This window comes from Caballeronia sordidicola, from assembly GCF_002220365.1.
Classification (GTDB): domain Bacteria; phylum Pseudomonadota; class Gammaproteobacteria; order Burkholderiales; family Burkholderiaceae; genus Caballeronia; species Caballeronia sordidicola_C.
In genome coordinates, this window is the sequence record NZ_MTHB01000090.1 from 24884 (window position 1) to 38754 (window position 13871).

Here is a 13871-nt window from a genome sequence, read left to right on the forward strand (position 1 = left end):
TGCAGCTTTCGTTAAGCTGACACACCGGCTCGCCGGATGAACAGGATCAAATTTGGGGTGTACTAACTGCCGTTGGGGAGTTCTTAACCCTTGACCAGCATAGGTCAGGCATTTAGCAAGGTTCGCTGTGATATCGTGTCGCCTACCGACTACGACGTGGTGCACGTCGATCTCTGAGGAGATCCGCACGTTTTGAGACTTGACGTTCACCGGCGATGGTCGCGGCAAGCTTTGTATTGATAATCAACTTTTCTGAATAAATTCAATGATATTAGTTACGGGCGGCGCTGGCTTTATTGGAGCCAATTTCATTCTTGACTGGCTACGTACGTCGGACGAGCCGGTTTTAAATGTAGACAAGCTCACATATGCCGGTAATCTCCAGACGCTTCAGTCGTTGCGGGACAACCCAGGGCATGTCTTTGCGCAAGTCGATATTTGCGACCGAGCTGCGCTCGATGCGTTGCTGAAGCAGCATGCGCCGCGCGCAGTGCTCCACTTCGCTGCGGAAAGTCACGTCGACCGGTCGATTCATGGTCCAGCGGACTTCGTGCAAACAAATATGGTGGGGACCTTCACGCTGCTTGAAGCGGTTCGTTCGTATCTGCAAACGTTGAGCGATGAGGGCCGAGCCCAGTTCCGGTTCCTGCATGTGTCGACCGATGAAGTGTACGGCTCGTTGTCGGCCACTGATCCGCAGTTCTCCGAGACCACGCCGTATGCGCCGAATAGCCCGTATGCCGCGACGAAGGCCGGGTCGGATCATCTGGTTCGTGCCTACCACCATACCTACGGTTTGCAGACGCTCACCACGAATTGCTCGAATAACTACGGCCCCTATCAATTCCCGGAAAAGCTGATTCCGCTGATGATTGCGAACGCGCTTGCCGGCAAACCGCTGCCTGTTTATGGCGATGGTCAGAATGTACGTGACTGGCTGTATGTGGGTGACCATTGCAGCGCAATCCGCGAAGTGCTTCAGAGCGGCAAACCCGGCGAGACGTACAACATTGGCGGCTGGAACGAGAAGAAGAATCTCGATGTCGTGCATACGCTGTGCGACTTGCTCGACCGGCTCAAGCCGAAGGCGAGCGGTTCGTATCGTGACCAGATCGCGTACGTGACCGATCGCCCGGGCCATGATCGCCGTTATGCAATCGATGCGCGAAAGCTTGAACGCGAACTCGGCTGGAAACCGGCGGAGACCTTCGAGACGGGTCTTGCCAAGACGGTTCAGTGGTATCTCGACAATCAGGCGTGGTCTGATGAAGTCGCTTCGGGCGAGTACCGGAAATGGGTGGATTTGCACTATGGGCAATGACCGTGCCACGCCCGTAATCCTGGTGACCGGGTCCGACGGGCAAGTTGGCTTCGAGTTAATGCGCAGTCTTGCACATTTCGGTCAGGTCACCGGCTACGATCGCGTTCAGCTGGACCTCGCCCGTCCAGGCGACGTGCGGGCGGCGGTTCGCTCTTTGCGACCCAAAGTCATTGTCAATGCGGGCGCTTATACAGCGGTCGACCGCGCCGAATCGGAACCGGAGCTTGCACACGCAACGAATGCCGAGGCGCCGCGAATCCTTGCGGAAGAAGCTGAGGCGCTCGGCGCGCTGCTCGTGCATTATTCGACGGACTATGTCTTCGACGGATTGAAGGAAGGTCCCTACGTTGAGACGGACGAGCCTAACCCGCTGTCCGTTTACGGGAGAACAAAGCTCGAAGGCGACCGGTATGTCGCGGCCGCAACGAGGAAGCACATTATTTTTCGAACTGCTTGGGCTTTCGGCGTCCACGGATCGAACTTCCCCAAGAGCATCATTCGTGCGGCGCGCGAACGTTCTCAGCTTTCGGTCGTCGACGATCAGCTTGGTGCGCCTACTTCCGCGTCCCTGTTGGCAGATATCACCGCGCTGGTGGTGAGTCGTTATTTGCGGGGAGAAATTGCGCCTAAGGCCTACGGCCTTTATAACCTCACGGCGAGCGGGGAAACTACCCGCTTCGACTACGCGTATCACGTGCTGCATGCGGTATTGCGAGCAGGATTGAGCCTCGACGCGCGTCCGGAAAACATCAAACGAGTCAACACAGACCAGTATCCTTCAGCAGCGCCGCGTCCGCGGAACTCGCGCCTCGACACGACGAAATTGCAGCAAAGCTTCGGTCTGCACCTCCCCACTTGGGAGCAGGGCATTGACCACATGCTTGCTCAAATGGTCGATGTACTACAAATTGCCGAGCGTGATGCTGCGGCCTGAGTTCGAATCGAAAGGAGTACGTTACTTATGACACGCAAAGGAATTATCCTTGCCGGTGGTTCCGGCACCCGGCTGTATCCGATCACGCGCTCTGTATCGAAGCAACTACTGCCCGTCTACGACAAGCCAATGATCTACTATCCCCTGGCGACGCTGATGCTTGCGGGGATTCGCGACATCCTTATCATCTCAACCGAAGAGGATACCCCGCGCTTCTCGCACATGCTAGGCGACGGGAGCAAGTGGGGTATTAACCTCACCTACGCGGTACAACCATCTCCGGATGGACTGGCGCAGGCATTCATTATTGGCCGCGAATTCGTCGGCAATTCGCCGGTGACCCTGATCCTTGGGGACAACATTTTTCACGGTCACGAACTCGTCGCTCAGCTTCAGCATGCAGCGGCTCGTGAGTCGGGCTCGACCGTTTTTGCGTATCACGTGCAGGACCCCGAGCGTTATGGCGTCGTCGAGTTCGACAAGCAATTCCGCGCGCTATCGCTGGAAGAAAAGCCCCTAAAGCCGCGGTCTAATTACGCAGTGACCGGCCTTTATTTCTACGATAACCAAGTATGCGATATAGCGCGTGATATTAAGCCCTCGGCGCGTGGCGAGCTCGAAATTACCGATGTCAATCAACGCTACCTCGATTTAGCGGAACTGAATGTGGAGATTATGGGGCGCGGTTATGCATGGTTGGATACAGGCACGCATGACTCGCTGCTCGAGGCTTCAACCTTCATCGCAACGCTGCAGCGGCGCCAGGGTTTGATGGTTGCGTGCCCCGAAGAAATTGCGTATCGCAGCAGTTGGATCACGGCGGATCAGGTCGCCGAACTGGCGAAGCCGTTGGCGAAAAACGGCTACGGAGCTTATTTGCTTCAGATTCTGTCGGAGACCGTGGCATGAACTTGACCGCCATTCCCACCGCGTTGCCCGGTGTACTGATTCTCGAGCCGAAGGTATTCGGCGATTCACGTGGATTTTTCTACGAAAGTTTTAATGCTCAGGCATTCGCTGAGGCGACGGGGTTGACACGCGCGTTCGTTCAAGACAATCACTCGCGTTCTGCTAGAAATGTCCTGCGTGGGTTGCACTATCAAATTAAGCATCCGCAGGGGAAATTGGTACGCGTGGTGTCGGGTGAGGTCTATGACGTCGCCGTCGATCTGCGTAAGAGCTCGCCGACCTTCGGCAAATGGATCGGCGTCAACTTATCTGCGGCAAACAACCGACAACTTTGGGTTCCCGAGGGCTTCGCGCACGGCTTCTGCGTAGTCTCAGAATATGCGGAATTTCTATACAAAACGACCGACTACTGGTATCCAGAATTCGAGCGCAGCCTGTTATGGAGCGACCCTGCTGTCGGCATTGAATGGCCGGCCGAGAACGCCCCTTTGCTTGCAAAAAAAGACGCCGAAGGTAAGTTGCTGGCGGAAGCGGACACCTTCGAATGAGTGCACCCAGCGATCGCCCAGTAACCAGCCTTCCCAATCATTTTGTTCCTACTAATGACTAGTTTTTTTTCCGAGCTCAGTTCGTATCGCTACGTTCTGGCACAATTAATCAGTCAGAATTTGACGCTGCGCTATCGTCGCACAGCAGTCGGATTTCTATGGACCCTCATCAACCCGTTATTGATGATCGCTGTAAGTGCCGTTGTGTTCTCGCTCGTGCTTCGCGTGGGATTAAAGGACTATGCGATCTTTCTGTTCAGCGCGATCATTCCGTGGAATTTTTTGAACGGATGTATTCAAGCGGGCGGTTCGTCGCTGATTGCCAATGAGGGTTTGCTGAAGAAGATCTACGTTCCAAAGCAGATATTTCCTGTTGCTGCATCCGCGAGCTTGCTCGTAGACAGCATCCTGAGCACGGTTTCGCTGTTCGTTATTGTCTTCGCGCTGGGTGCAAAGGTGACGACCGCGCTCTTCTTTTTGCCAGTTGCGTTCCTGCTGACCGGTATTCTGGGAATATCGCTGGCTCTAATCTTCTCGATTGTGTGTGTTTATTTACGGGACACCTCGCACATCATTACGATCGTGATGCAGGCAGTGTATTACATGACACCTATAATCTATCCGATCTCGCTCGTACCGAAGCAGTATCACATCTATTTTCAGGTCAATCCGCTGGTTTATTTTATCGGTTTGTTTCGTGCTCCGATCTACGAAGGGCGGCTGCCAGATTTGCACACTATCGGTATTTGCGTCGTAACGCTTTGCGTGACCTCTCTCATAGGTCTCGCGCTTTTTCAGCGTTTTGCAAAAACCCTCATTTTTCGGCTGTGACGATGGATTCAAGGATCGAGCTATCTAACCTAGGCGTGAAGTTTCGCCTTTACCACGATCATTCGCCGTCGCTGAAGCAGATGATCGCGTCGATTGGCCGGCGTAAGCCTAGGACGTTCAACGACTTTTGGGCCTTGAACGACGTGTCTTTTTCAATCGAGCACGGCGAGCGCATCGGTATCGTCGGGCATAACGGCGCTGGCAAGAGCACGTTGTTGAAGACGATCTGCGGCATCTACCCTCCGATGCGCGGGTCCCTCAACGTGAAGGGGCGCATAGCACCTTTGCTGGAAATTGGCGCAGGATTTCAGCCGGAGTTGAGTGGGCGGGACAACATCTATCTTAACGGCGCAATCCTTGGCTTTTCACGCAAGCTACTGGAGAACGTTGAGCGGGACGTGATCGCTTTCACCGAACTTGAAGAGTTTATTGATACACCTGTCAAATACTATTCGACCGGTATGTACATGAAGCTTGGATTCGCCATTGCCACGGCCGTGCCACCCGAAATTCTCATTTTGGACGAAATGTTTGCAGGCGGCGATGCATCTTTCGTTGAGAAAGCGACGGCCCGAATGAACCGATTTATCGACCAAGCCAGCATTATGATTTTGGTGTCGCATAGCATGAGCCTGCTCAAAGAAATGTGTGACCGCGTGATCTGGATGGAGCACGGTCAGGTACGAGGCGACGGCCCGGTCGAGTCCATAATTGACCAATACCTCGAATCGCAGCATTTGATCGCGCAGGCGAGCGTATGAACTCCTCATTGACCATTCAAAAAAATATAACAAGCCCGAAAGAAATGAAGCGAATTGCGTTTTATATGTTTTATGACGAGCAAAGCGTTGTGGACGATTTCATCCTCCATAAGTTGCGAGCGCTTCGTAAGTTTGTAGATACGATATTTGTGGTGTCGAATTCAAAGCTCGACGCCATTGGTCGGGAAGCGTTGGAGAGTGTAGCCGACACCGTATATGTCCGTGAAAATGTTGGCTTCGATGTCTGGGCTTACAAGGAGGCCATGGAGGCATACGGAATCGAGCGACTCGAAGCATTCGACGAACTCATTCTAATGAACTACACATTTTTTGCGCCCATTTTCCCGTTCTCGGAAATGTTCGACCGGTTCGCCTCTGAAGATGTGGACTTTTGGGGCGTTAGTGCGCATAAGGAAATGCGCCCGAACCCCTTTACAGGACGCGGTATCCTGCCTCTGCACATTCAGTCGCACTGGATTACCGTGCGCAAGCGGATGTTTGCTTCGATAGAGTTTAAAAAGTACTGGCAAGACATGCCGGAGATCAAGTCTTATCAAGACTCGATCCTTCAGCATGAGTCTAAGTTTACTTCACATTTTGAAGGCAAGGGTTTCAGGTCCGCAGTTTATCTGGATCCTGAAGATTATCCGACACAATATGCAACGTTTCAAAGTATTGAGCAGACAATTGAAAATCGATCGCCGATTTTTAAGCGTCGCCTGTTCTTTCACGACCCGCTCTTTCTTGAACAGAATGCGGTGTTGCTCAAGAACGCAATTCGACTGGTCGAACAGAACTCCGACTACGATACCGAGTTGATCTGGAAGAACGTCGCCCGGACGACGCCTCCTCGAATTCTGTATTCGAATCTAGATCATTTGCACATTCTGAATGATGTTGAAGAGGTGGACCGGCAACCTGCGCCAGCAGTGCGAATTGCAGTGATTTCGCACCTTTATTATCCTGAGTTACTCGACGAATTGCTTGAGCACGTAGTCAATATTCCCCGGCAGTTCGACCTTTTCATTACAACAAGTAGTGTCGAAAAGCGCGCGAAAATTGACGCACAGTTGCGACTTGCCAAACCCGATTTTAAATGGGAGCTTCGCGTCACAAAGGAGAACCGGGGCCGTGACATGTCCTCTTTGTTCATCACGTGTCGCGATGTGGTGCTCGAAGGTGGATATGACTACATATGCCGATTACACTCGAAAAAGTCACCGCAAAACAGTGTCAATATGGGGCGTCTTTTTAAGCAGCACTTGCTCGAGAATCTGCTGTACAACAAGCCTTACGTTGAAAATCTGTTGAGGATTTTCGATGAAAACCCTCGCGTAGGGATGTTGATGCCGCCGATCGTTCACATCGCGTATCCAACCTTAGGACACGCATGGTTTGCGAATCGGCCAGGCCTGCAGCACTGGGCGAAAGAACTTGAAATAAAGACGCCGCTAGACGAACACACACCGCTCGCCCCTTACGGAACGATGTTCTGGTTCCGACCTATCGCGCTGGAAAAACTGTTCAAGCATGAATGGAAGTGGACGGACTTCAACCCCGAGCCAAATCATACAGACGGCGGATTGGCGCATGTATTGGAGCGCCTTATTGGCTATGCGGTGCAGGACGCCGGTTATCTGATGCACTGCGTGATGAACCGTGATATGGCCGCATCGAGCTATGTGAAGCTTGAGTACAAGTTACAACGGATAGCTGCCGCGTTGCCGAACGGTAATATTTTAGATCAGCTGAATTGGATCAATTTGCATGCGCATCATACGGGCCTGCGCTCGTTCTTTGAGATCAGCATGCGTATTGCCCGTAGTAAATTTATCATGAAGCATCCAAGGCTCGCGTTGGCGCTAAGACCGGTTTTCCGCATAGGGAAGACAACGTATCGAACGATTATTCGCCGATGACGGCCGCGCAAAAAACGTTTGGAGAAAAGCGATGAGAGTATCAGTAACCGGTGCGAGTGGCTATGTTGGGCGTCACGTTGTCAAGGCGCTTGTCGATCAGGAGCACACTGTGGTTGCCGTTGGTCGGGATCAATTGACGAGTGGAGTCGGCATGGCAGGCGCGGACTACCGCGTTGTTGATGTGTTCGATGAAAACATCAATGTGTTCCACGCAATCGGCGCGCCAGACGTCTGCATTCATCTAGCATGGCAGGCTGGCTTTAATCATCAGGATCCCGCTCATATCGGCAATATGATGAAGCACTACCGCCTGATTGAGAAGTTGATCGCGAACGGTCTGAAACACCTTGCGGTGGCTGGTTCGATGCATGAAATCGGATATCACGTAGGCGAAGTGACGGATAAAACGCCAGCCAACCCGTTGAATCCGTATGGGGTTGCTAAGAATTTCCTAAGGCAGGCACTGACGCTATTGTGTGAAAAGAATAACGTCGATTTCAAATGGCTTCGGATGTATTACATTCACGGCGACGACCGGATAAATAATTCGATTTTTTCGAAACTGTTGACTGCCGAGGCTGAAGGCAAAGAGACATTCCCATTGAATAGCGGGGAAATGCTTTATGATTTCATCGAAGTGAGCCGATTAGGCGTTCAGATCGCGCTAGCCTCGACCCAGCCAGATTATCATGGCGTGATTAATTGTTCTAGCGGAGAGCCGGTTGCGCTGAGGACAATGGTTGAACGGTTCATCGAAACGAACAAGCTCAAAATTCGTCCTGAGTACAACAAGTTTCCACGTCGTTCCTACGATTCCTATGCCATCTGGGGCAATGCGGACATAGCGCTGGCGCTAGAACGTAAAGCGGGCGTTCGCGCTTGAGGAGCGCTGCTTGACACGGTAACTAGACCTCCGGCCGCAAATACGGGGCCGGTCGATGTTTCTCCAGCCAATTTAATCAGTCGGTATGGTATTCAGTTCATTTTCCTTTCTGTTTGTTTTTCTCCCTTTGTTTTTTTTGGGCTATGGTCTGATCAGAAATATTTTCTATCAGAACATCTACCTGTTTGTCGCATCGCTCACGTTCTATTACGTTGGAGAAAAGCGCCAAATTTGGATTCTGATTGCCTCGATACTTATAAATTATGGTTTCGGCCTTCTCGTCGATCGCGCGAAGCGGAAAGGGCGTGTACTACTTCTTGGTCCGAAAAGTTTGGTTGGGTGCTGCGTTGTCGCAAATCTGATTTTGCTGGGTTATTTCAAGTACATTACATTCCTGACGACGAATGTCGCTGTTCTCGCTCACGGCGTAGGCGTTGCGTCCCCAGTGAGTATCATTCACGCTGCGCTGCCGTTGGGAATCAGTTTCTACACCTTCCATGCGCTAAGTTATGTGATTGACGTCTATCGTGGAGAAGTGAAAGCCACGCGCAACCTGATCAATGTAGGAACTTATTTCACAATGTTTCCGCAGCTTGTCGCTGGGCCGATTCTTCGCTACAACATGATCGCCAGCGCGATGGTGACTCGAGTCGTTACCGCTGACATGATGGCCCGCGGTATCTATCTGTTCATTTTGGGTTTAGCCAAGAAGGTAGTTTTCGCGGACACGTTCGCTATGACCGCAGACGCGATCTTCGCGCTACCAACTGGCCAAGTTAATTTCGGGATAGCATGGTTGGGAACCTTAGCCTATACGTTTCAGATTTTTTTCGATTTCTGGGGCTATTCGCAGATGGCGATTGGTCTTGGTCTGATGATGGGGTTCAATTATCCGCGGAATTTTGACTACCCCTATATCTCGCGAACTATTCAGGAATTCTGGCGTCGTTGGCATATGACGCTTTCATTCTGGTTTCGCGATTACGTCTATATTCCCTTGGGCGGGAATCGTAAGGGCCTGCATAGAACCTATTGCAATCTGATTGCCGTCTTTTTCTTAACAGGTCTCTGGCATGGGGCATCCTGGACGTTTGTTGTCTGGGGCTTGTGGCACGGCGGATTTCTGCTATTAGAGCGAATATTTTCGAGCATTTTCAAAAGGCTGCCCGCAGTCGTCCTCCATCTGTATACGCTTGCAGTAGTTGTATTTGGATGGGTTCTATTTCGGGCTACGAGCTTTCGCGAAGCGCTGTTATTTTGGAAAATTATGGTTGGAGCGAAGGGATTTGGATCATCCGGTGTGACCCAATTTGCGAGTCCAGGAATTCTGATCTTGTTCGCTGCTGCGGCTTTATTTTCCACGCCATTGCCCGCAATTATCTCGGCTTGGATTGTTGCAAGACAGCCTAGACTTGGTATGTCTGCTGCACTTGGCGCTGCCTCGATAATCTTTCTGATTTCAGGTATGAAAGTTTTGTCTGGTTCGTTTAGTCCGTTTCTTTATTTCCGCTTTTAGCTAGAGGACGAGCATGCGATCCATTAGACAATATCTTCCAGCGGGGTTATTCTTCGCGGCCCTGCTTATGCCGGCACTCTCCTGCCTGTATAGTCCTGCGCTGAAGCCATTTCTCCTTACCCGTCTGCATGGTGGCGACACCTCAACTCTTGAAGAGGAGGTTCGTCGTACTAACCCCTTATGGACGGGTGCATTGCAACTTTATTCGACGACGCTCTATCGGTTTGGAATTTCATCAAACCCTAACGCGGCGCGTATTGGTCTCGACGGATGGGTTTTTCTCGGCAATGAGCACAACGAGAATTTCGCTCAGGCAATCCGGCAGCGCGTCATATCGAATGACGACGCAAGCCACTGGGGGGAAGTGTTGGACGATCAGCGCGCTTGGCTGAAATCGCAAGGAATACCGTCGGTGTTCGTATTCGCACCTATGAAAGCGAACATTTACCCGGAAAAATTGCCTAGATGGGCGCAAGTCATGCGTTATGGGAAACCCTCGATCTTTGACATGCTTCAGCGTCATACCGGCGACGAACTTCTCGATCTTCGTCATGCGCTAATCCAAAACAAGCAATATGGATTAACATACTCCATGTTGAATAGCCATTGGTCGGACTATGGCGCATATTCTGCGTGGCAGGTGGTCGCGAAGCGGTTGGAGAAAGATATTTCCGGATTCAAGGCATATGGCACTGGCCCAGTGGTTAAGATTAATCGCACGACTTATGGAAATGAGTTTGATGCGATGGTCAATATTCATGTGGATAACGCATGGGACGTCTATTCACTGGCTCAGCCCCAGCCCGACATCGAAATGCAGCAAGCAGACGGGACGTGGAGCTCTTTGCACGGCGATCCGGCTACGGATGTGCTTGATCTACCTAGACACACACGCAATCCGTCTGCAACCAATAATTTAAAAGCATTGGTGTTACGCGATTCAATGGGCAATAGCCTATCACCATTTCTACAAGGATCGTTCAAAGAGACGTTTCAGGAACATCATCACTTTTTTCCTGGATATTCTCTCAATCTACCGCAGCTGATTGAAACGAAAAAGCCGGACGTTGTCATTTACGTTATGACAGAGCGGTTTGATATCGAACCTCTGGGCAACCTGTACTACTGGAGATCGGAAAGAAATTATCGCGAATCCAAAGCCGACATTCTACCTTTGAAGGTCACTGCCGGCGGGAGCCGCGTAAGCCTGGACACTGCATTCGTGCTCAATGACGGTATTACTAAGGGTGGCGTTCTGCATTTGCGCCTGCGCAGCAAGTCCGATACCTACGTCCACCTCGCATATGGCGCTGAGCGCGCGCGCAATGAGTTCTACGAGACCGTGACGCGGGGATGGAACGACCTCTATTTTGAACTGCCGGCGAGACCAGGCAATGGGGTGATTGACTTGACGTCGCCGGATGGAAACGTCGCTGAAATTCAGCAGGCCGATTTTAAACCGGCCGGATGACCTAATCGTTCGTGTGCATGCCAACGCATCCCTTTAGGCCAGCGTTTTTCCAAGTTTAGTAATCGGTCTCGGAGATAACAATTGAACAAGGATGCCTCGTCCGGTAAGACCGCTAGTCAAGCGATTAGCCATCTGTCAAGTTCTGCAATTGATTCAGGCGTCTGCGCTGTTATTGTGAGTTTTAATCCGGATGCGCAACAGTTTGCGCAGTTGCTGGCGGCACTTGTCTCACAGGTGGCGCACGTAGTCATCGTCGACAATGGATCGAATGCCGATACAATTGAGCGGCTCCATATGCATCAAAATGGTAGCAACGTTGCGGTCGATTTTCTCGAAGAAAATCGCGGTATCGCCTACGCGCACAATAAAGGAATATCTCATGCGCGGCGCCTCGGAGCGAATTTCGTCTTATTGCTTGATCACGATAGTAGGCCGGCCTTCAACATGGTCGAACGACTCGTAGCGGGAGATCGTGCTCTACGTTTGGCGGGGGTGGATCTGGCAGCAGTAGGGCCGCAGTCAATAGACAACCGTACTGGCAAGCACGCAACGTTTGTGCGTCGAGACGGGCTTCGATTCAATCGCCTGATATGCGATGGCACGGGCACACCCTTGGAGGTCGACTTTCTGATTTCATCCGGAACGTTAATTTCTCTTGAAGCAATAGAGACGGTCGGTCTGATGCGAGATGAACTCTTTATTGATCATGTAGATACAGATTGGTGCTTCCGGGCGAAAGCATGCGGCATGCGAATATTCGCTGTTTGCGATGCACATCTATTCCATTCACTCGGGGACGATATTAGGCGAACTTGGTTTTTGCGTTGGCGGGACGTTCACGTGCACTCTACGCTGCGAGACTACTACATGTTTCGTAATACAGTCTATATGGTCAGAAAAACGCCGATGCCATGGGTTTGGCGTGTACGTTTGTTAAGTCGATTGATTTTATTTGTTGGTTTTTCGGTGGCGTATCTGCCACCGCGGTTGCAACGGCTGCACTCAATGGCAGACGGAATTTGGGATGGTTTGGCAAACCGCGGCGGTCGCCGCTAGGCGCTCTTGTACAAGGCAACCGCGACGAGAGCGCTACGAGTCTCAAATTCAACAGTAGATCGAAACGGTCTCTAGCCCCGCCTATACAGCTCAGCTATCTAACGCTTTTGCCCGCCTCGTCTTGTCAGTCCCCTGAATTTACTGAACGCTCGCATGTGATTTTTCCTAAGGTTCTTACACCCTGTTTTTGCAATGGTGTCGAAGCCATACGAATCACAATTCCGCGCCCGTTTAATCGAAATGGCATATCAATAATCCGATAGGTCGATTCCGCACATACCGCAGTCAGTACAACGCGTCCGGCAAGAATGCGGAAAGTGTCATCTGACGCAAGGGTTCCTCCTGAGCGCGCCTTGCAGTATTCCATGACCAAGAGAAACGCAGGTACGTGAGACAGGTCGACCGAATACGACCGCGATCGAACCCCGAGAAGAACGCGTGAATTCCGGACATATCGAAACATGATTCCGTCGTCATAAGAGGCTAGCCAAACCATTACTGCCGTGCACATCGCAATTGCGCCTGTATAGAACGGGAAAATCTCACCGCACGCTAGGACGGCTAATGCTAAAACTAGAATTGCCCTGACGAGGAATCTAAATGGATTAGAGCGAAGCGCGGTCGGCTTAAGTTGGAGGTAAAGCCTCGATTCGGTGAACGGCGCAATCAGCATGCCACATATAACGGTATCGACTCGCGTGAGCCAAAGCGCGGAGAAAACCGGGCGAAAGAGCGGAAACTGAATAATAACGAGAGCCGCGCATATCCATACGATTCGCCGAAAAAAAAGAAAATAGCAATAGGAATTACAAAGTAAAATTGATCTTCAAGAGACAGTGACCAATATACTGCATTAATTCGGCATCCGCCCCAACCGCGGTTGCAAAAATATGTGTACTAATTCGCCGGATAGAAAGACTGGCTGATCGCATCGACGACGTTGTAAACCGGAGCGCCGAATGTCCTGATTTTATTGAATACAAGTGGAAGAATAATGCTCGTGATCAACCAAAACCATGGTGCCGGAACTAGCCGATGAAAACGCCTTACCCAAAATACACCAATTTGTCGCCAATATCGGTTGAGATCAAATTCACGCGTTATTGATAAAAGACTTGTCGTAATTACAAAACTCGAAACTGTGAAAAACAGATCGACTCCGCTCCAAAATTGCAGAGGCGAAAATAGGGCATGCGGCCATGCCTGATTCCATGGCGTGAACACGGAAAAATGGGTAACGATTACGAATATGATCGCGATGCCGCACGAAATTTCAATTCGTTATTTTCCGTGTGTTCAGCCGTTTATTTTTATCACTGAGCGGAAAAAGAAGCCTAACAGGCCGAACTGCGTGCTCAATTCGGGATAAACGCCACCCTGTTGCTGCAGATGGGCGAAGAACTCGTCCAGTTCGGTCTGGACGCTCTTGCGCATGCCGGTGAGCATCAATGCGATCAGTGCCGGCAAGGGCAATTTGCGACGACGTTGGAACGCCGTGGGATGCTCGGGATCGCAAGCAAGGTGACGAAACTGTTGAGTCTGAATATGGGCGGCGAGATCGGCAAACAGAGTGGGAAGAGACATGGGGCCAACGAAGATCAAAAAGATCCTCATTGGCCGCCACCCTGCTGGCGTCTAAAAAGACGCCAGCAGGGTGGCGGCCGCGCGAAGTTGGCTTCACGTCAAGCGCTTTTTAACTCGATTGAGTTCCGGCGCGGCAGC

The 13871-nt window shown here is 51.3% G+C and carries 12 protein-coding genes; 11 read left to right on the forward strand and 1 reads right to left on the reverse strand.

Annotated elements, in window-relative coordinates:
- The first annotated feature begins 265 nt into the window (after positions 1-265).
- The 11 genes from rfbB (at position 266) to BSU04_RS13895 (ending at position 12149) form a co-directional block, all read left to right on the forward strand.
- A complete protein-coding gene (gene rfbB, locus BSU04_RS13845; protein ID WP_089161128.1) occupies positions 266-1321 on the forward strand; it encodes a dTDP-glucose 4,6-dehydratase in 1056 nt (351 codons plus the stop codon).
- Positions 1311-2255, forward strand: a complete 945-nt coding sequence (gene rfbD / locus BSU04_RS13850) for a dTDP-4-dehydrorhamnose reductase (protein WP_089161129.1) — start codon at positions 1311-1313, stop codon at positions 2253-2255. Before rfbB ends, rfbD begins: the two co-directional genes overlap by 11 nt.
- Before the next feature lie 27 nt (positions 2256-2282).
- Positions 2283-3164: a glucose-1-phosphate thymidylyltransferase RfbA gene (gene rfbA, locus BSU04_RS13855; protein WP_089161130.1), complete on the forward strand. Its 882-nt coding sequence runs from the start codon at positions 2283-2285 to the stop codon at positions 3162-3164.
- A complete protein-coding gene (gene rfbC / locus BSU04_RS13860) occupies positions 3161-3712 on the forward strand; it encodes a dTDP-4-dehydrorhamnose 3,5-epimerase (protein WP_089161131.1) in 552 nt (183 codons plus the stop codon). The genes rfbA and rfbC overlap by 4 nt, the downstream gene beginning before the upstream one ends.
- A gap of 54 nt (positions 3713-3766) precedes the next feature.
- Positions 3767-4543 (forward strand): ABC transporter permease, encoded by a 777-nt coding sequence (locus BSU04_RS13865; RefSeq protein ID WP_089161132.1) that lies wholly within the window; start codon positions 3767-3769, stop codon positions 4541-4543.
- Between the two features lie 2 nt (positions 4544-4545).
- Positions 4546-5304, forward strand: coding sequence for an ABC transporter ATP-binding protein (locus BSU04_RS13870; protein WP_089161133.1), 759 nt, complete (start codon positions 4546-4548; stop codon positions 5302-5304).
- Positions 5301-7223, forward strand: coding sequence for a rhamnan synthesis F family protein (locus BSU04_RS13875; RefSeq protein ID WP_218827284.1), 1923 nt, complete (start codon positions 5301-5303; stop codon positions 7221-7223). Before BSU04_RS13870 ends, BSU04_RS13875 begins: the two co-directional genes overlap by 4 nt.
- Before the next feature lie 31 nt (positions 7224-7254).
- Positions 7255-8106, forward strand: a complete 852-nt coding sequence (locus BSU04_RS13880) for an NAD-dependent epimerase/dehydratase family protein (RefSeq protein ID WP_089161134.1) — start codon at positions 7255-7257, stop codon at positions 8104-8106.
- An 85-nt stretch (positions 8107-8191) separates the two neighbouring features.
- Positions 8192-9622 (forward strand): MBOAT family O-acyltransferase, encoded by a 1431-nt coding sequence (locus BSU04_RS13885; RefSeq protein WP_089161135.1) that lies wholly within the window; start codon positions 8192-8194, stop codon positions 9620-9622.
- A gap of 13 nt (positions 9623-9635) precedes the next feature.
- Entirely contained in the window at positions 9636-11093 is a 1458-nt protein-coding gene (locus tag BSU04_RS13890; protein ID WP_089161136.1) for an alginate O-acetyltransferase AlgX-related protein, read from the forward strand.
- An 81-nt stretch (positions 11094-11174) separates the two neighbouring features.
- Positions 11175-12149 (forward strand): glycosyltransferase family 2 protein, encoded by a 975-nt coding sequence (locus BSU04_RS13895; protein WP_089161137.1) that lies wholly within the window; start codon positions 11175-11177, stop codon positions 12147-12149.
- Between the two features lie 1296 nt (positions 12150-13445).
- Here the strand turns inward: BSU04_RS13895 and BSU04_RS13900 are convergent.
- On the reverse strand, positions 13446-13751 hold the full coding sequence (locus tag BSU04_RS13900; protein ID WP_144021232.1) for a hypothetical protein: 306 nt from the start codon (positions 13749-13751) through the stop codon (positions 13446-13448).
- Between the last annotated feature and the right edge of the window lie 120 nt (positions 13752-13871).

Excerpts from the sequence above, each read along its gene's own strand:
- rfbB (WP_089161128.1), top strand. The coding sequence starts at position 266 with ATGATATTAGTTACGGGCGGCGCTGGCTTTATTGGAGCCAATTTCATT.
- rfbD (WP_089161129.1), top strand. The coding sequence starts at position 1,311 with ATGGGCAATGACCGTGCCACGCCCGTAATCCTGGTGACCGGGTCCGAC.
- rfbA (WP_089161130.1), top strand. The coding sequence starts at position 2,283 with ATGACACGCAAAGGAATTATCCTTGCCGGTGGTTCCGGCACCCGGCTG.
- rfbC (WP_089161131.1), top strand. The coding sequence starts at position 3,161 with ATGAACTTGACCGCCATTCCCACCGCGTTGCCCGGTGTACTGATTCTC.
- BSU04_RS13865 (WP_089161132.1), top strand. The coding sequence starts at position 3,767 with ATGACTAGTTTTTTTTCCGAGCTCAGTTCGTATCGCTACGTTCTGGCA.
- BSU04_RS13870 (WP_089161133.1), top strand. The coding sequence starts at position 4,546 with ATGGATTCAAGGATCGAGCTATCTAACCTAGGCGTGAAGTTTCGCCTT.
- BSU04_RS13875 (WP_218827284.1), top strand. The coding sequence starts at position 5,301 with ATGAACTCCTCATTGACCATTCAAAAAAATATAACAAGCCCGAAAGAA.
- BSU04_RS13880 (WP_089161134.1), top strand. The coding sequence starts at position 7,255 with ATGAGAGTATCAGTAACCGGTGCGAGTGGCTATGTTGGGCGTCACGTT.
- BSU04_RS13885 (WP_089161135.1), top strand. The coding sequence starts at position 8,192 with ATGGTATTCAGTTCATTTTCCTTTCTGTTTGTTTTTCTCCCTTTGTTT.
- BSU04_RS13890 (WP_089161136.1), top strand. The coding sequence starts at position 9,636 with ATGCGATCCATTAGACAATATCTTCCAGCGGGGTTATTCTTCGCGGCC.